Here is a 16,847-nt window from a genome sequence, read left to right on the forward strand (position 1 = left end):
CGCGGCAACCATTTGCATGGGAGACACACCGCATGGCCGCCTCTTTCATCGAAGTCGTCGCCCAGGATGGCGGCCGGTTCAACGCCTACGTTGCGCGTCCGGCGCAAGGGTCCGGGCCGGGACTCGTGCTGCTGCAGGAAATCTTCGGCATCAACGACACCATGAAGGCGATGGCCGACCGCTTCGCTGAAGAAGGTTATGTGGTGCTGGTGCCGGATCTGTTCTGGCGGATCAAACCGGGCATCGCGCTCGGTTACGGCGAAGCCGACATGAAACAGGCGCTCGGCTATCTCAGCCAGTTCGACACGGACCGCGCCGTCGACGATATCGCCGCCGCCATCGCGGCATTGCGCGCCCTGCCCGAACAGGCGGGCAAAGTCGGCGCGGTGGGTTACTGCCTTGGCGGCAAGCTCGCGTTCCTGAGCGCCGCGCGTACCGATGTCGATTGCGCGGTCAGCTATTACGGCGTGGGCCTCGAAGCGTATCTCGACGAAGTGCCGGCAATTCGCTGCCCGATGGTGTTTCACTTCCCCGAAAACGACTCGCTCTGCCCGCCGGAAACCCGCGAGCGGATCAGCCCCGCGCTGCGCAGGCGGCCGCAAATCGAGCAATACGTGTACCCAGGTTGCGATCATGCGTTCGCCGCACCGGCGCGTGCGCAATACGACAAGCCCGCCGCGATGATGGCGTATTCGCGCACGCTCGCGCTGCTGCGCAAAGTGCTCGGTCCGGTCTACGATCTCAACGCGCTGTGGGAAGCGCATTGCTATTACGAGTTCGCCACGCGCGACGTGGATGCGGTCATGCCGACCATGGTCGCGCAGCCCTACGTCAATCACGTTCCGACTATGACCGGCGGTGTCGGCCATGACAACCTCAAGCGTTTCTATACGCATCACTTCGTCAACTCGAATCCCGTCGATACGAAGCTGATTCCGATTTCACGCACCATCGGCGCGGATCGCATCGTCGATGAATTCATTTTTAGCTGCACGCATAGCTGCGAGATCGACTGGTTGCTGCCCGGCGTCGCGCCCACCGGTAAATATTTCGAGGTGCCGATGCTGGCTGTCGTGTGTTTTCGCGGCGACAAGCTCTATAACGAGCACATCTATTGGGATCAGGCTTCCGTACTCGTGCAGGTCGGCTTGCTGAACCCCGAGGGACTGCCGGTTGCCGGCATCGAAAGCGCGCGCAAGCTGCTAGACGAAACGCTGCCGTCGAACCAATTGATGGGCGGCAAATCGCGCGTATGAATTGCGACTAGAGGCCTGCCTCTGCACAACCTCCTTATGATGTGACACTCCATTGGCCAACATCTCTCGACCCATGCTGACCGTCCATCATCTGAACAACTCCCGCTCGCAGCGCGTGCTATGGCTGCTCGAAGAACTCGGCGTTCCGTACGAGATCAAGCGTTACGAGCGTGATCCGAAAACGATGCTGGCGCCGCCCGAGCTGCGCGCGGTGCATCCGCTCGGCAAGTCTCCCGTCGTTACCGACGATGGCCAGACGATCGCCGAGTCGGGCGCGATCATCGAGTATCTGATCGACAGGTACGGGCAGGGACGTTTTGCGCCGGCGCCCGGCACGCCGGAGCGGCTGCGTTACACCTACTGGCTGCACTACGCGGAAGGTTCGGCAATGCCGCCGCTGCTGCTCAAACTCGTGGCGCTGCGTATTGCCAGCGCGCCGATGCCGTTCTTCGCCAGGCCGATTGCGCGCAAGATCGCCGCGACGCTGCAATCGAGTTTTATCGATCCGCAGTTGAAGCTGCACCTCGGCTACATCAATCAGGAGTTGAGCAAGACCGGCTGGTTTGTCGGCAACGACTTCACCGCGGCGGACGTGCAAATGAGTTTTCCACTCGAAGCCGCCACGGCGCGCGGCGGGATGGACGGGCAGATTCCGGCGGTGGTCGATTTTCTCAAGCGCATTCATGCGAGATCCGCTTATCAGCGGGCGCTGGAGCGCGGCGGCAAATACGAACTGCTCGGCGGCGATTGACGTCCGCGGCGACCTGGAACTCGTAGTTGTCGCTCGAAAGTCGCGGATGCTAGACTGGAAAATCCCATTGTCGTCAACGAGTTGCCAGCCGGTTGGTCGGCATTGCGCCGGATTCCGTCTCTTTCGGCGCGGTGCCAATTTCAGCAGCAACGCGTCCGGCATCCGATCGACCATGGCCAAGGAGCCGCCTGCATGACCCATTCCATCCACGGCAACAAACGCTGGATCGCACTGATCGTTCTGTGCCTCGGCGTGCTCATGATCGTGCTCGATACCACGATCGTGAACGTTGCGCTGCCGTCCATCGCGGCGGATCTCGGCTTTACCGAAACGTCGCTCGTGTGGGTGGTCAATGCGTACATGCTGACCTTCGGCGGCTGCCTGCTGCTGGGTGGACGGCTCGGTGATCTTTATGGGCACCGCAAGTTGTTTCTTATCGGCATTACGTTGTTCACGGCGGCGTCGCTTGCTTGCGGCATTTCGAACTCGCAGGTGCTGCTGGTGTGTGCGCGGGCCGTTCAGGGTGTGGCAGGCGCGATTGTCTCGGCGGTTTCGTTGTCGCTCATCATGAATCTGTTCACCGAACCCGGCGAACGCGCGAAAGCGATGGGCGTGTACGGGTTTGTGTGCGCGGGCGGTGGCAGTATCGGTGTGCTGCTTGGTGGCCTGCTCACCAATCTGCTGAGCTGGCATTGGATCTTTCTCGTCAATCTGCCGATCGGTATTGCCGTGTATGCACTTTGCGTCGCGCTGTTGCCGTCCGCGCGCGGTCATGCACATGGAGAGAAGCTCGATGTGGCCGGCGCGGTATCCGTCACCGTTTCGCTGATGCTGGCCGTGTACGCCGTGGTGAATGGGAATGAAGCCGGCTGGACTTCGGTGCAGACGCTCGGCTTGCTGTTCGCTGCGTTGGCGCTGCTTGCTGTGTTCCTGGTGATCGAATCGCGCGTTCAGCATCCGTTGATGCCGCTTGGTTTATTTCGCTTGCGCAATGTTGCGACGGCGAATGTGGTCGGCGTGCTGTGGGCGGCTGCCATGTTTGCCTGGTTCTTTATTTCCGCGTTGTATCTGCAGCGGGTGCTCGGCTATCGGCCGTTGCAAGTCGGGCTCGCGTTCCTGCCGGCTAATCTGATCATGGGGTTCTTTTCGCTTGGGTTGTCGGCGCGTGTGGTGATGCGCTTCGGGCTGCGAGTTCCGCTGGCCGTAGGGCTGCTGGTCGCGGCTTGCGGTCTTGCGTTGTTCGCTCGCGCGCCGGTTGGCGGCAGCTTTGTGCTCGATGTCATGCCAGGGATGATGCTGCTTGGTTTCGGCGCAGGGATTGCGTTTAATCCGATGCTGCTGGCGGCTATGAGCGATGTTGACCCTGGCGATTCAGGGCTCGCGTCGGGGATCGTCAATACGTCGTTCATGATGGGTGGGGCGCTTGGGCTCGCGGTGCTGGCCAGTCTCGCTGCGGCGCGGAGTGAGGCGGTGCAGGCGTCGTCTGGAGATGCCGTGGCCGCGCTGAATAGCGGGTATCACGTCGCGTTTTTGTTTGGGGCGATTTTTGCGGCGGCGGCGGGGATTTTGGGTGGGGTGTTGTTGCGGACGGGGCGAGCAGGAGGAACTGCGGTTCAGGAAGTTGGCCACGGTCAGCAAGTGTCGCCCACAGATAAGACTGCAACAGAAAGTTATTGAGCGGCCAGCTACGACAAACTTAGCTTGGTCCCCTCGCCGCCAGAGATGGCCGAATCACGACGTTGACTCTGGGAATGGCAGAACGCCTGGAATCCGCAGCAGCACTTCTTCAAAGAGAGACGGCTCGCGCGTCGTTTATGATGAGCAGGTACGTTGACGTCTCGCGATGCAGACGAGTTTCGCAGTGACGGCAGTCATTCGTCATGCTTTGCATTTGAAAACCGCAATTCCGATCAAACGCGGCTACCCGCGTCCCGCTATGCTGGTTCCATGCTGACATGAGAGCCCATATGAACCCGGTTGGAAAAGCGCTCTGGTTTATCGAAAGCCACTTTGCCCGCGAGTTGACGCTCGACGAGATCGCCAACTGCGGATGCGTGTCGCGCTTTCATCTGGCGCGCGCCTTCGAAGCGGCCACGGGGTTTTCGGTGATGCGCTATGTGCGCGGGCGTCGCTTGAGCGAAGCAGCGCGTCGGCTGGCGAGCGGCGCACCGGATATCCTCGCGGTCGCCATCGACGCCGGCTACGGTTCTCACGAGGCATTCACGCGTGCATTTCGCGAGCAATTCGGGCTCACGCCCGACGCGCTGCGCGCGCGTGGTCATCTCGACAATCTCGCCCTCGTGGAGCCGATCAAAATGGACGAAACCCTGCTTACCCGTCTCGAACCACCGCGCTTTGAAGACGGCAAAGCGTTTCTTGTCGCGGGCCTGAGCGAGCGCTACACCAGCGAAACCTGTGCCGCGATTCCGTCGCAGTGGCAGCGTTTGGGTGATTACTTCGGCAAGGTGCCGGGGCAGATGGGCAATGTGGCGTATGGCGTTTGCTATAACGCGGACGACAACGGCAACCTCGATTATCTGTGTGGCGTTGAAGTCAGCGACTTCTCGGCTTTGCCTGCGGAGTTGAGCCGTTTGCGCATTTCGCCGCAGCGGTATGCGGTGTTTAGCCATCGCGAGCATGTTTCGACTATCCGCCGCACGTGGAATACGATCTGGAATCAGTGGCTGCCGGCATCGGGACATATTCCCGCCGATGCGCCGAATTTTGAGCGCTACGACGGGAAGTTCGATCCCGTCAGTGGGATGGGCGGGCTTGAGATCTGGTTGCCGTTGAAGAGTTGAAGAACTCGCGCGCCTGTCACGACGATGCACGCGCCCGATGTCAACGAGATCAATCGCGAGACCACCTTTTCGCGCTGAACACCTTGATCGAAGCGGCGCGCGCCGGCAATGCGGGCCGCGGCTTCGCCGTGATGGCGAATCAGGTCAAGCGGTGGCGTACGGTTGCGCCACCTTCTTTTAATCGTTCAGTCTATCGCCCATGCCGATTGCTGACGTTTTGCGACGCTTAGTGTGGCGCGGCGGCCGGTTGCTGAATCGCGTCGGGTCTTAACGTCGCTGCACTTTTTGATGATGCGCTTTTGGGCTGTGGCGCGTTGGCGGAGGCGTCGGAGGCTTTCGCTCTCTGCGATGCTTCGGCCAGCAGCTTGGCTGCATGGCGTGCGGTGATGCGGCTATGCGGGACGCCCTTCGCGTCGAGTGCGATTACCTGGAATAACTCGCGGTCGCATTCGAGTTCCTGCTGATACTGCTCGGCCGTGTCCACCAGCAATTCAAGGAGTGTCACGGATCGCCGTATAGGAGCCAATTGATGATCGGCGCATAGGCGCCAGCGCAGGATCGGCGTAATGGAGCCAGTCCATGATCGCCGTAATGGCGCCACCCGATGATCGGCGTATAGGCGCCACCTGCGCCGTGTAGCAGAACGCGGTTCGAACTTTCCCAACTGGGTACGCTTCGCTCTTTTCTGAGCGGAGCGCCCATGGCCAACCGGAGGTTCGAATTGTTTGAGTACCGCCAAGTCCTTGTCCGTATGCGGCAAGGCGATTCCGACCGCGACATAGCGCGCGCCGGGCTCATGGGCCGCAAGAAACTCACCGCCGTAAGGCGCACCGCGCAAGAGCTCGGCTGGCTCGATCCGGCGCAACCCCTGCCGCAAGACACCGTGATTGCAGGTCAGTTCGGCCGCACGCCGCACCTGCCCAGTACCTGCGTGTCGACACTCGAACCCTTTCGCGAGCAGATCAGTAGCTGGTTTGACGCTGACGTACAGGGCACGTCGATTCACAGCGCGCTCAAGCGCAACCATGGCTACACCGGCAGCTATTCGGCGGTGCGCCGCTTCCTGAAGCATCTGGGCGCCGAACGTAACGTCACCGCGACAACGATTCTGGACTTCCCGCCGGCCGATGCCGCGCAGGTCGACTTTGGCGCCGGTCCCGCGCTCGTCCACGAATCAGGTCATACGCTCAAGACGTGGTTCTTCGTCATGACGCTGTGCTGGTCGCGTCACCAGTACGTCGAACTCGTCTTCGATCAGACCGTCGAGACGTGGCTTGCCTGCCACCGTCGCGCCTTCGAGTGGTTTGGCGGCTGCCCGGGGCGAATCATCATCGACAACGCGAAGTGCGCGATCATCAGGGCCTGCACGTACGACCCCGAGGTCCAGCGTTCCTACGCAGGCCTCGCTGAGGGATACGGTTTCAGGATCGATGCCTGTCCGCCGCACGACCCGCAGAAGAAAGGCGTCGTCGAATCGGGTGTCAAATACGTCAAGAAGTCCTTCATGCCGCTGCGCACGTTTCGTGATCTGCCGGACGCCAACCGGCAGTTGCGTGAATGGATCATGCAGGAGGCCAGTGTTCGTGAACACGGCACGACACGCGAACAGCCTCTGGCGCGCTTCGCCATCGAGAAGCCGCTATTGACGGCGCTGCCCGATGTACCGCCCGTGCTCGCCGCATGGTCCACGGTCAACGTTCATCGTGACGCTCACATCCAGCATCACAAGGCGCTCTACTCGGTGCCGTTCGCCCTGGTCGGCAAGACGCTGTGGGTGAAGGCGACAGACACGGTCGTGCAGCTGTTCCATCAGCACGAACTCGTTGCCACCCATCCCCGGCTGCGCAAGCCAGGCGCACGCTCAACCGTCCGCGATCATCAGCCGCCGGCAGCACAGGCGTGGCTCGAACACGATCCGCAATGGTGTCTGGCGCAGGCCAAAGAAATCGGTCCTGCCTGCCACGCGCTGATTCTGGCGCTCTTCAACGATGAGGTGCTCGTCAACCTGCGCGGTGCGCAGGGCATCGTACGGCTTCGCGGCAAGGTGGGTGACGCGCGCCTGGAGGCCGCATGCGAACGGGCGCTGGCGCATGCCAGCCCCAGGTGGCGAACCGTCAAGACGATTCTGGACAAAGGTCTGGAGAGCGAGCCCATCGCAGAGTCCCCGCAAACGCTCACCGATACCTACGTCAACGGCGGCCGCTTCGGTCGCAATCTCCAATCCCTGCTGATCCACTAAACGCCCATGAATCCCAGTCCTGAACTGAACGCAACCCTCAAGCAGTTGCGCCTGTCCGGCGTGCTCGATTCCCTTGAGCAGCGCAACCGGCAGGCCATTGACGGCCAGCTCGCGTACACGGAGTTCCTCGCCATGCTGCTGCACGACGAAGTCGCCCGGCGCGACCAGAAGAAGCTGCGCACCCGCCTGGCCCGCGCTGGCTTCGCAATGGGCAAGACCCTCGAAACGTTCGACTTCGACCGGCTGCCGAACCTGAATCGTACCCATATCCACGACCTTGCTACCGGCCGCTATATCGATGAGAAGGTCGCGATTCTCATTGCCGGGCCAACAGGTACGGGCAAGTCACACCTGGCCCAGGCACTCGGCAATTGCGCCGCCCGGCAAGGACGTGATGTCGTGTTCGCCACGCAGACCAGGCTATTGAACAGTCTGCAGGCAGCGCGCGCGACCGGTACCTATGAGCGCAAACTGAAACAGCTTGCCTGCGTACCGGTTCTCATCGTCGACGACTTCGCGCTCAAGCCGCTGCGCTCGCCGCAAGATGAAGACTTCCACGACCTGATCGCGGAAAGGTACGAGACCGCTGCGACGATCCTGACCAGTAACCTCGACTTCAGCGAATGGGGCGATGCGTTTGCCGGCAACCGCATCCTCGGCGCCGCCACACTCGATCGCCTGCGACACGGCGCCTATCGTATCGTGCTCGATGGTGACAGCTTCCGCACGCCCAGGCCAATGCCTGAACCCGACCAGACACGACTTGCGAAATCAACCAAAAAAACGCATCCTTGAGTCCGTTCGAATCCGCGTTTTACTTCACTTCAAACTGGCGCCATTACGGCGATCATCCCCGGCGTCATTACGCCGATCCGTGACAAGGAGCGTCTGACGACGCTTTCTCTCATCGCTCGTGATGGCAGGATTCCTACATATCGAGGACGCAAGTGTGATCAAGGTGTCCAATTGACCTACTTGTCGATCGCATAAGTCGAATGCGGATAGGGCGAGTTTTTCGTATTGGAGGGCGTCGACGGGCGGACGGGATGCTGCTTGGTTTTTGATGGACTTGGTCATGGTGCGTCTCCCTGGTGGTTCCTTGGATCGCCCGACACTCGCTTGCAAAGGGGTGAGCGGGCACGAAGTAGGGTTAATGGAATGGACGCCCCCTCTCCTGCGGTACGGATATGCCAAAGTAAGGGTCTCAAACGTTAGCGCGAAGGAGAGCATCATGAAGATCGCGACCATTGGCCTTGACCTTGCCAAGAACGTTTTTCAGGTCCACGGCGTCGACCCGCGCGGCGTCCCCGTCTTAAGGAAGCAGCTAAAACGCATTCAGGTGCTGCCATTCTTCGCCACGCTGGAACCCTGCCTTGTCGGCATGGAAGCCTGTTGCGGTGCACACTTCTGGGCGAGAAAGCTGCAGGCGTATGGGCATACGGTGAAGCTCATTGCGCCACAGTTCGTCAAACCTTACGTGAAGAGCAACAAGAATGATGCCGCGGATGCAGAGGCAATCTGTGAAGCCGTCTCGCGACCGAACATGCGGTTCGTACCCGTCAAAAGCGTCGAGCAGCAGGCGATACTGGCACTGCACCGGGTCCGGCAAGGATTTGTTACCGCGCGTACCGCCCACGCCAACCAGATCCGCAGTCTGCTCGCAGAATACGGTCTGGTTGTGCCGCAAGGTATTCATCATCTACATCAGGATGTCCCTGATCTTCTGGAAGACGCCAGTAACGAACTGCCGGGCGTATTCCGGCAACTGGTCATGCGTCAGCTCGACTATCTGCGGGAGTTGGACCACCAGGTGCAACTGCTCGAAGCGCAAATAAAGACCTGGCATCGGGAGAACGAAGCAAGCCGCAGACTTGCGCAGATTCCCGGCGTCGGACCCATCACCGCTACTGCGCTGGTCGCATCAGTGGGCGACGCGCGATGCTTTGCAAGCGGCCGGCAACTAGCGGCATGGATCGGTCTGGTGCCGCGCCAGCACTCAAGTGGCGGCAAACAGGTGCTGCTCGGCATCGGCAAACGTGGGGACGCTTATCTGCGCTGCCTGCTTGTCCACGGTGCACGGGCTGTGATCAGCGCCGTACGCCAAAAAGACGGCACCTCCACAAGCTGGCTAGGTCGTCTGCTTGCACGGCGACATACGAACATCGCAACCGTGGCACTTGCCAACCGCAATGCGCGCATCGCCTGGGCCTTACTCGCACATCACCGGGAGTTCTGCTCCGACTATGGGCGCGCAGCACCGGTCGTCTGACACATGGACACGGATATTAGATGATACAGGATAACTAACTAATGAATAGGTGGTAGCTTCCAGCGATTGCGCGGGCAATCATGACGTGATGGCAAAACAGGTGAGACCGGGATCGGGAAAATTCTGTGGTCTGCCACGCGCTTCGAGCGCGATGGGTTAACGAGAAACCGATCTGCACATTCCATCAGGGACAGAGGCAAGTCCTCACAAGTCCGGATGTATGGCTGCAATCCTTCATCTGCTAACGATCACCGAATGACGGCTGTGCAAACTGGGGGCGTCCATGTATAACGAGCCGGCGAGCCTTGCGGCTCCCCCACCAAGGCCCGCCCATAGAAAATGGACGTGCAGAGGTAGACGCACGACCCGCCTAGGCGGGTGTGCGGTTAGAACAATCAGGCTGTCAAACCCGGTCGCTGGGTGTTTCCCGACGACTTCGGAATTATAAATCAGGGCAGGCGGGTTGCTGCCAACTGAGTAGGCTAAATGTTTGATTTAGCCGGAAGGATAAGCGTAACGGTAAGAGAATGGCTGGCATTCGGCGGAGGCCGAAGTGGGTGGATCGACTGCGCTGTACCAACTCACCGCGAAGACCGGTTGCTCGGCATGGATGCCCATTAGAGGCCGGCGGCGATTGCTTGATTTCGGTTCGTGACCTACCGTTCGTGGGCTCGTGCATTTGGACCGATGCCAGCCTAAGCGGTCATCCATAACTGGCTTGTCTGTTGATTGCGCATGGCCGCTTTAGAGCGCCTCGTGGGACCGTAGTCGACGGAAGGGACGTTCAGTATCTCCGTGAGCAGTCATTCGCGTCGCTGAATGGGCGTAAGCGTGTAAAGGACCTCGAAGCTCTCGCATATGAGAGGCATCGAACTGTCAGCCACCCGACCAATTCGGCTGCACTCATCTGTGAAGAAGCGCCAGTGCTCCGTCCGCCAATACGTTAGTGAAAGATCGCCTTCTCCTTCGCTAACCGCGAATTCAGCACCGACACAATCGAAAGGCACGATATGCACTTCAGTGACTCGTAAAACGAGCGCCGGTCGACCATGCCAGTCAAGCACTATTTCAATGTCTCCAGCCTCAGGAATTGACTCACCGTCGAAGTCCCACGACCAAGCCAGACTGCAGGTACCACGTTTTACGCCAGCACGAATGAGTGCGATCAGCGACTCCGAAAGTGCTTCCGAATCCCCAAATCCACCAACTCGAACGTACCCTTTAGGTAGATGTATGTCTTGTTCGGCCAAGTCGGTGACTAGCTCGTCTACACTTTTGCCCATCTATTTCGGTATCCTTTCGATTGCATTTATCGGTATCGGAATCTCGCGCGGTGATTGTCGACGATTGATGGGGTGTTGTCGAATGTCTCAAAATGGCCGAGGGTGTGTAGAAACTCCATTTTCGCCGCTGAGGGCGAGGTTGCCGGTCGGGTCGATCAAGTTAGATGCGTCGAGCTTGCGTTAATCGAACATCGCGAGCGCAAAAAAGCCCCTCAGGGCCTCAGCTTGCCGCCATCCTCATCGCCTTCATCATTCCGGCAACCCCGAGTATATTCAGGACGCGCTTGAGGTTGTAGGCCAGCACCTGAAGGCTCATTTCGGTGCTCACCCGCCCGAGCGTCCGAGTCAGGAAGTGCGTGGCCCCCATCCAGTGCTTGAGCGTACCGAATACGTGTTCAACGGTACTTCTGCGAATGGTCATTGCATCTGGTTTCCGGTCAAGCCTACGCTGCATGGCCTCCAGTAGCTGTTCGTGCTCCCATCGTCGGATACGGCGATAGTCGCTGGGCGAACATCGCTCCTTGAGATCGCAACGCGGGCAGGCGCTGGGCCAGTACACCCGCAGATTCATGTCATGCTCGACGGTCGTGAATCGAAGAATTGCGCGCTCGCCGGCGGGGCATCGATACTCATCGTTCCTTGCAACGTAGATGAAGTCGCGTTTGGTAAAGAGCCCTTTTTTCCTTGATGCCGAGGTGAGTGGTTTCGGGACATACGCCTTGATCCCGGCCAGTTCGCACGTGCGGATATCCGGACCGCTGAAGTAGCCTCGGTCAGCGAGCACCTTTAGCTTCGACTTGCCCATCGCGCTCTTCGCAGAACTTGCCATTCTGCTGAGTTGTCCGTGATCGCTACCAATATTCGTCACCTCGTACTCTACGATCAGATGGTGCTTCGTATCCACGGCAGCCTGAACGTTGTAGCCGACCGTCCCGGTTCTCTTGCCGCCGCTGGTCATGGAGCGGAAATCCGGGTCGGTAAGCGACAGCTGGCCATCCGGTTCATTCTTCAACTGCTGTTTGATCTGTTCGAGCTCACGCATCCGCTGACGCAACATCGCGATCTTCTCGTACAGGCGCACGGTCTTAACATCGAAACCTGTTGGACTGGTCCGGTCTGCAGTCTCAATCATGTCGAGATATCGCTGAACGCTTTCTTCAATCTGTTGCTGACGCTTGTCGATCTTGCCTGCGGTGTAGTTTCTGTCAGGGCTGTTCACAGCCTTGAACTTGCTGCCGTCGATTGCCACCATGTCGCCGGATAGCAGCTTCAGTCCGCGACACAGTTCGACGAAACGACGGCATACGTTGCGAATGGCTGGGCCGTTATCGCGGCGAAAGTCGGCGATCGTCTTGAAGTCTGGCGCCAGACGTCCTGTCAGCCACATCAGCTCGACATTGCGCTGACATTCGCGCTCAAGACGCCGGCTGGAGGGTACGCGGTTCAGATACCCGTAGATATAGATCTTGAGCATCACGCCTGGATGGTAGGACGGGCGGCCGGTGATTGCGGGCGTGGTACCGTTGAAGCCGAGCGTCGTGAGGTCCAGTTCGTCTACGAACACGTCGACGATTCTGACCGGATTGTCCTGGCCGATGTAGTCATCGACGCATTCGGGAAGTAGTGCGACCTGCTTGCGGTCATCGCCTTCAACGAATCGCTTCATGAGTCACCCGGTCTCAGTGCGTTGATTCAGTCTAGGCGATCAATGCGTTTTCACACACCCTCGGCCGGTCTCTGCCTGTCGACGATCGGCTGCACGCGCCACCCGTTTCGGTCAGTTAGGTCATTGCACTAGTTGTGGCCGCTGTCGAATAATCAACGGTCACTCAGCGCCCAATGCCGTGGCAATGCATGCACATGACGACACCTGCATCCGTTGAGGTCTTTCGCTTCGGCGAGTTCGCGGGCTAGATCATTGAAGCGCCAGAATAGGCGCTTCGCCCGTGCTTCGGGCACCGCTATAGCCACCCTCCCACAGATCATCATTCTGCGCATAAAACATGAATATTATGCGCAGACGTGTGATATCATGCATGAATCAATACAATTACGGGACCGACTATGGCTTTCCGGGCAGACGAATCAGCGCGGGCGGGACTCGCGAGTGTGTTGGACTATCTTGTTCCGCGCGCCCAATACCTCGACGAAGATGGAAGGGCGCGCAGCCGCGAGACACTGCTTGATCTTGCCGATTCACTCGGCCCCGTAGTTGAAAGCTATCCGAGCTGGCATCCACTCGTCCGAAACTACAAAGACCATCGCAGCCCGGCCACACGTCCAGGCCCTGAGTGTGGATACCACGGGCTCGACCACACCCGGTACTTCGTCAATGGCTTCATCACCTGTCCATACACCGACGGACAGGAAGTGCTCGATTCGGTGAATGCATTGCCATACCATCCCATCGCGCAGATCACTGCGGAGCGACTCGACGTCAAGCTCTACAACCCAAGTTGTACGCCGATACTGGTCAGATGCGTATGGGAGAAGCCCCTAAACCCAGACGGCACGATCCCGTTGAGTATCGCGGCGCCTCTACTCTTGGAAAAAGAACTGCCGTGCGTCTGGAGAGCTCAAGTCGCCGAAACATGGGAGTCCATGCGCCCTTACTTTCTGGGGCGCCCGCACGGCAGCCGCTCATCGTTGTTCATCAACCAAGAAGCAGGGCAAGCCCTCAAAAAGATCTGGGAAGCGTTGATCTGGACCGGCATGTTCGGACCGATCATGGTTTGAGACCAGTGGTCTGCAGACCGTTGGGTGACAGGGAGTGGCGAACACCGCGACTCCCCCAATTTTACGAATAGGCCCTGAATAAGGATGCGGGCGTGTCGTCTGCGTCAATAGTTCTGGTACCTAGCAGCCTGCAAAAATGGGGATCGGGCTTGGAAATCACTGAAATCCAGAAGCACATCAACGTGTTTCTTCAAAATGACTGGGTCAAAGTTCTGGCTATCCCAACGGTCTATGGAATCTACCTTTTTGGGAAATATCTGGTTGAGCGGAGGATAGAAGGAAAGCCGGAAACAGAAAATATTGCGCAGCTAAACCAGCTTGCCGACCTTAAGGAAAAGCTCGACAAGAGTGGAACAACTCTGGAGGAACTTCAGCACTTCCGCGTCAAGGCTCTCGGTAGGACAGCCAGTGCTGCTGTAGTCACTGCGCAGCAATATACAGAAGTCGCTTCACAATTGGTTGGAGACGCCGAAAATGCGGAGCATGACCCCGATTGGGATAGTGCATTGACGCAAACGGACATGAATATTCTGTCGATGAAAAAGGCATCGCAGGCAGATGACGAGTTGGCAGCGATAGTCACTAGCAAGATGCGAGAATTCGGCGAAGAGGATCGCCTACTGCTCCAGCAGTCGCAATCGGCCTGGGATTCATACCGCGAGACAGAAACAAAGCGAGCGTCTCGGACCTGGGAAGGCGGGACAATTAGACCACTCATGGTCAATCTTAGATACGAAGCGATTACGCGGGAACGAATAGCCAGCTTATCAGCAGAAGGAAGAATGGAGGACGCCGGGGACTTGGTAGTCGAGCATGCGAGAACTCCAAGGAATCTTCTGCAACACATAGAGCCGGGTGTACCGAAACAGCGCGTATACGACATCCTCGGCACCCCAAGTTTTGTCTCCACGAATTACAATTATTACCGCTATGAGGAAACTCAGGTCGAGATTTCCTTTAACGACAACGACGCCGTCAATGACGTCATTGTCGCGTTGATCCAAGATCAGGTCTATTTGGGCTCGTCCCCGGGATTTGTCACCGACATTCCTCTCGGAAAATTGACCTTGGCAGACGTTCTTGCGTACGACGATCAATTGGTGGTTGAATTCCGCAGCAGTTTGAGGACACAGGAGATTTACGTTCGTGGTCGGATCGGACCTGCCGGGGCGTGGACAGACTTTTGCTTCGGAGCACTCTCGGTGTTTAGCGGAGCAGGTCGTCTTCAGGACACCCAATTCGAATGGGACAGAGAAGCCGACTGTCTGCTCACCGATCCCAAGGACATACTGATCAATTGGATGGCGCTACCCGGATCGTCACTTGAAGCCCCCTATTTTGCATGGTTCATTAAATAAATTTTCACAGGCGGACGGTCGGCCGTCCGCCGGTCGCATTTTCAAAGAACGGACAATCAGCGAGCGCGCCCGATCGTGTGCCCCACGTCAAGATGACAGCATGAACAGAAACAAAGAAGCACGCGCGGCAAGTCCGAGGGTTTTCACAGCGGGGGCGATTCATGACTCCGGTCATAGCGCGTCTGCTGTTTGTAATCGTTACTCTTCTAATTGCTAGCCGCAATATTTTTTCGCGGCAAATAGAGCAAAGACAAAATATGCAAAAAAAGATGAGGCAAATATGAATCCAGTTTTTGCGGGGACGACCCAACGCCCGCGTAGGAATTCGCCAAATAATCTTACAAAAAACCACAATGCGAACAGACAGGACGCGGCGATAACTATCGCACAGAGCATCGCGACAACTGCAATCGAAACACCAGGAAGCTGGCGAATTTCGAAAACACAGTTTCCGGAAAATATGCAAGCGGCCAGGGTTGCCGCCGCAAATGTCGAAGAAATGAAATAGATCTTTTGCCTATTAATCACGATGTTTGGAAATTGAATTTTGTTAGCTTTCAGCGTTATCAGACGGACTTTGCCACTAACACCCAGCGTAGCCATCCCTCAGTCAGTCAGACGCGGTCGAGGATATCAGTTTGAGACATAACTTTCCGTTCCATGCCCTCATCCTGTCAACGACCCAGTCCCGGTGCACCACACTCCATGCCGGACCGACAGCTTCGGCTTCCAAGGGGAGTCATGGTTGATTGTCGGCGATGTGGACGCCGACGTCGAATGGCTGCTCATGGCCGACTGCTGCCCCACGCCAAACAACCTGAAAACCGACATTCATCGCGATCACCGTTAAACGAGGAACGACCGCTTTGGCCGGATATTACGCATAGCCTCTCCGCTAGGTTTCGGGTTCCTCCCCGAGCCGTTTACGATAACGAACAACACGTACATCCTCCGCAAAAACTCACCCTAAAGAATACTACCCAGCCCCTTCACAAACCTCCCCACCGCCCCCTCAACATCATGCAGCTTATCCAACCCAAACAACCCAATCCGAAAGGTCTTAAAATCCTGCGGCTCATCACATTGAAGCGGAACCCCAGCCGCGATCTGCAACCCGGCATCAGCGAACTTCTTCCCAGACCGTATCCCATCATCATCGGTATAACTAACAACAACACCCGGCGCCTCAAACCCCTCAGCCGCCACGCTCCTAAACCCCTTATCCGCAAGAACTGACCGAACCCGCCTCCCAAGCTCAACCTGCTCCGCCCTCACCTTATCGAAGCCATAAGCCTCAGTCTCCCTCATAACATCACGCAACGTCGCAAGCCCGTCCGTGGGCATCGTCGCGTGGTACGCGAATCCACCGTTCTCGTAGGTTTCCATGATCTGCAACCACTTGCGAAGATCACAAGCGAAGCTAGTGCTAGTCGTCCCTTCGATTCTTTCACGAGCAAGCTCACTAAGCATAACCAGCCCGCAACAAGGCGACGCGCTCCATCCCTTCTGCGGCGCGCTGAGCAGGACATCGACGCCGCTCGCCTTCATATCGACCCAGACCGTACCGGACGCAATGCAATCCAGTACGAACATACCGTCGACGGCATGCACAGCGTCGGCCACCGCACGCAAATAAGCGTCCGGCAGCATGATCCCGGATGCGGTTTCGACATGCGGCGCAAAGACCAGATCCGGCTTGTTTTCCCTGATCGCAGCGACCACCTCTTCGATCGGCGGCGGTGCATAGGCGGCCTGTCTGCCTTGTTCGACCGGGCGCGCCTTCAGCACGATCGATTCAGACGGAATGCCGCCCATGTCGAAAATCTGCGTCCAGCGATAACTGAACCAGCCATTGCGGATGACAAGACATTTCCTGTTCGTTGCGAACTGCCGGGCAACGGCTTCCATGCCGAAAGTCCCGCTGCCGGGGACGACAACGGCCGACTTCGCGTTGTAGACCTTCTTCAGAGAATTGGAAATATCGCGCATGACTCCTTGAAAGAGCTGCGACATATGATTGAGTGATCGGTCGGTGTAAACGACTGAATATTCGAGGAGCCCCTCGCGGTCGACATCGGGAAGTAAGCCTGGCACGTTTGTCTCCGGTTATGGACGAATATAAGTTTCTACAACAGATTCTAACGAAAGCCACCT

13 protein-coding genes and 3 pseudogenes are annotated in these 16,847 nt (G+C 58.1%); 10 read left to right on the forward strand and 6 right to left on the reverse strand.

Annotation, left to right across the window (positions count from 1 at the left end; translation table 11 throughout):
* Window positions 1-32 precede the first annotated feature (32 nt).
* The 5 genes and pseudogenes from PDMSB3_RS34920 to PDMSB3_RS38505 all read left to right on the forward strand — a co-directional run.
* Entirely contained in the window at window positions 33-1,256 is a 1,224-nt protein-coding gene (locus PDMSB3_RS34920) for a dienelactone hydrolase family protein (protein ID WP_165189494.1), read from the forward strand.
* 73 nt (window positions 1,257-1,329) lie between these two features.
* The gene (locus PDMSB3_RS34925; protein WP_007178475.1) at window positions 1,330-2,007 is read left to right on the forward strand and encodes a glutathione S-transferase; all 678 of its coding nucleotides are present in this window, start codon (window positions 1,330-1,332) and stop codon (window positions 2,005-2,007) included.
* A 192-nt stretch (window positions 2,008-2,199) separates the two neighbouring features.
* Window positions 2,200-3,684, forward strand: coding sequence for a DHA2 family efflux MFS transporter permease subunit (locus PDMSB3_RS34930; protein ID WP_165189497.1), 1,485 nt, complete (start codon window positions 2,200-2,202; stop codon window positions 3,682-3,684).
* Window positions 3,685-3,974: 290 nt separating this feature from the next.
* A complete protein-coding gene (locus PDMSB3_RS34935) occupies window positions 3,975-4,808 on the forward strand; it encodes an AraC family transcriptional regulator (RefSeq protein ID WP_165189500.1) in 834 nt (277 codons plus the stop codon).
* A 36-nt stretch (window positions 4,809-4,844) separates the two neighbouring features.
* Window positions 4,845-4,957, forward strand: a pseudogene (locus tag PDMSB3_RS38505) (methyl-accepting chemotaxis protein); the annotation flags it as partial.
* Window positions 4,958-5,034: 77 nt separating this feature from the next.
* Here PDMSB3_RS38505 and PDMSB3_RS34945 read toward each other — a convergent pair.
* Window positions 5,035-5,322: pseudogene (locus tag PDMSB3_RS34945) on the reverse strand (hypothetical protein); the annotation flags it as partial.
* A 207-nt stretch (window positions 5,323-5,529) separates the two neighbouring features.
* Between PDMSB3_RS34945 and istA the strand changes: the two are divergent.
* Together istA and istB are read left to right on the forward strand one after the other, a co-directional pair.
* Window positions 5,530-7,047 (forward strand): IS21 family transposase, encoded by a 1,518-nt coding sequence (gene istA / locus PDMSB3_RS34950; RefSeq protein WP_232064078.1) that lies wholly within the window; start codon window positions 5,530-5,532, stop codon window positions 7,045-7,047.
* A gap of 6 nt (window positions 7,048-7,053) precedes the next feature.
* Window positions 7,054-7,842 (forward strand): IS21-like element helper ATPase IstB, encoded by a 789-nt coding sequence (gene istB / locus PDMSB3_RS34955; RefSeq protein WP_165184212.1) that lies wholly within the window; start codon window positions 7,054-7,056, stop codon window positions 7,840-7,842.
* Between the two features lie 84 nt (window positions 7,843-7,926).
* Here istB and PDMSB3_RS34960 read toward each other — a convergent pair.
* Window positions 7,927-8,124: pseudogene (locus tag PDMSB3_RS34960) on the reverse strand (hypothetical protein); the annotation flags it as partial.
* A gap of 154 nt (window positions 8,125-8,278) precedes the next feature.
* Between PDMSB3_RS34960 and PDMSB3_RS34965 the strand changes: the two are divergent.
* Entirely contained in the window at window positions 8,279-9,316 is a 1,038-nt protein-coding gene (locus tag PDMSB3_RS34965; protein ID WP_007175844.1) for an IS110 family RNA-guided transposase, read from the forward strand.
* An 803-nt stretch (window positions 9,317-10,119) separates the two neighbouring features.
* On the opposite strand, the gene PDMSB3_RS34970 is transcribed toward PDMSB3_RS34965, so the two are convergent.
* Window positions 10,120-10,599 carry an ASCH domain-containing protein gene (locus PDMSB3_RS34970; protein ID WP_007178480.1) on the reverse strand — a complete coding sequence of 160 codons (480 nt, stop codon included), beginning with the start codon at window positions 10,597-10,599 and terminating at the stop codon, window positions 10,120-10,122.
* A 220-nt stretch (window positions 10,600-10,819) separates the two neighbouring features.
* Window positions 10,820-12,265, reverse strand: coding sequence for an IS1182 family transposase (locus PDMSB3_RS34975; RefSeq protein ID WP_165189503.1), 1,446 nt, complete (start codon window positions 12,263-12,265; stop codon window positions 10,820-10,822).
* A gap of 443 nt (window positions 12,266-12,708) precedes the next feature.
* Between PDMSB3_RS34975 and PDMSB3_RS34980 the strand changes: the two genes are divergently transcribed.
* Window positions 12,709-13,335: a hypothetical protein gene (locus PDMSB3_RS34980; protein ID WP_232064405.1), complete on the forward strand. Its 627-nt coding sequence runs from the start codon at window positions 12,709-12,711 to the stop codon at window positions 13,333-13,335.
* A 149-nt stretch (window positions 13,336-13,484) separates the two neighbouring features.
* Window positions 13,485-14,693, forward strand: coding sequence for a lysozyme inhibitor LprI family protein (locus PDMSB3_RS34985; RefSeq protein WP_165189509.1), 1,209 nt, complete (start codon window positions 13,485-13,487; stop codon window positions 14,691-14,693).
* A 213-nt stretch (window positions 14,694-14,906) separates the two neighbouring features.
* On the opposite strand, the gene PDMSB3_RS34990 is transcribed toward PDMSB3_RS34985, so the two are convergent.
* Both PDMSB3_RS34990 and PDMSB3_RS34995 read right to left on the reverse strand, forming a co-directional pair.
* Window positions 14,907-15,296 carry a hypothetical protein gene (locus PDMSB3_RS34990; protein ID WP_165189511.1) on the reverse strand — a complete coding sequence of 130 codons (390 nt, stop codon included), beginning with the start codon at window positions 15,294-15,296 and terminating at the stop codon, window positions 14,907-14,909.
* A gap of 363 nt (window positions 15,297-15,659) precedes the next feature.
* Window positions 15,660-16,787 carry an aminotransferase class V-fold PLP-dependent enzyme gene (locus PDMSB3_RS34995; protein WP_165189513.1) on the reverse strand — a complete coding sequence of 376 codons (1,128 nt, stop codon included), beginning with the start codon at window positions 16,785-16,787 and terminating at the stop codon, window positions 15,660-15,662.
* Window positions 16,788-16,847 lie beyond the last annotated feature (60 nt).

The sequence above is a fragment of the Paraburkholderia dioscoreae genome, from assembly GCF_902459535.1.
Taxonomy (GTDB): Bacteria; Pseudomonadota; Gammaproteobacteria; order Burkholderiales; family Burkholderiaceae; genus Paraburkholderia; species Paraburkholderia dioscoreae.

Excerpts from the sequence above, each read along its gene's own strand:
- PDMSB3_RS34970 (WP_007178480.1), bottom strand. The coding sequence starts at position 10,599 with ATGGGCAAAAGTGTAGACGAGCTAGTCACCGACTTGGCCGAACAAGAC.
- PDMSB3_RS34920 (WP_165189494.1), top strand. The coding sequence starts at position 33 with ATGGCCGCCTCTTTCATCGAAGTCGTCGCCCAGGATGGCGGCCGGTTC.
- PDMSB3_RS34965 (WP_007175844.1), top strand. The coding sequence starts at position 8,279 with ATGAAGATCGCGACCATTGGCCTTGACCTTGCCAAGAACGTTTTTCAG.
- PDMSB3_RS34930 (WP_165189497.1), top strand. The coding sequence starts at position 2,200 with ATGACCCATTCCATCCACGGCAACAAACGCTGGATCGCACTGATCGTT.
- PDMSB3_RS34975 (WP_165189503.1), bottom strand. The coding sequence starts at position 12,265 with ATGAAGCGATTCGTTGAAGGCGATGACCGCAAGCAGGTCGCACTACTT.
- PDMSB3_RS34935 (WP_165189500.1), top strand. The coding sequence starts at position 3,975 with ATGAACCCGGTTGGAAAAGCGCTCTGGTTTATCGAAAGCCACTTTGCC.
- PDMSB3_RS34925 (WP_007178475.1), top strand. The coding sequence starts at position 1,330 with ATGCTGACCGTCCATCATCTGAACAACTCCCGCTCGCAGCGCGTGCTA.
- istB (WP_165184212.1), top strand. The coding sequence starts at position 7,054 with ATGAATCCCAGTCCTGAACTGAACGCAACCCTCAAGCAGTTGCGCCTG.
- PDMSB3_RS34990 (WP_165189511.1), bottom strand. The coding sequence starts at position 15,296 with ATGGCTACGCTGGGTGTTAGTGGCAAAGTCCGTCTGATAACGCTGAAA.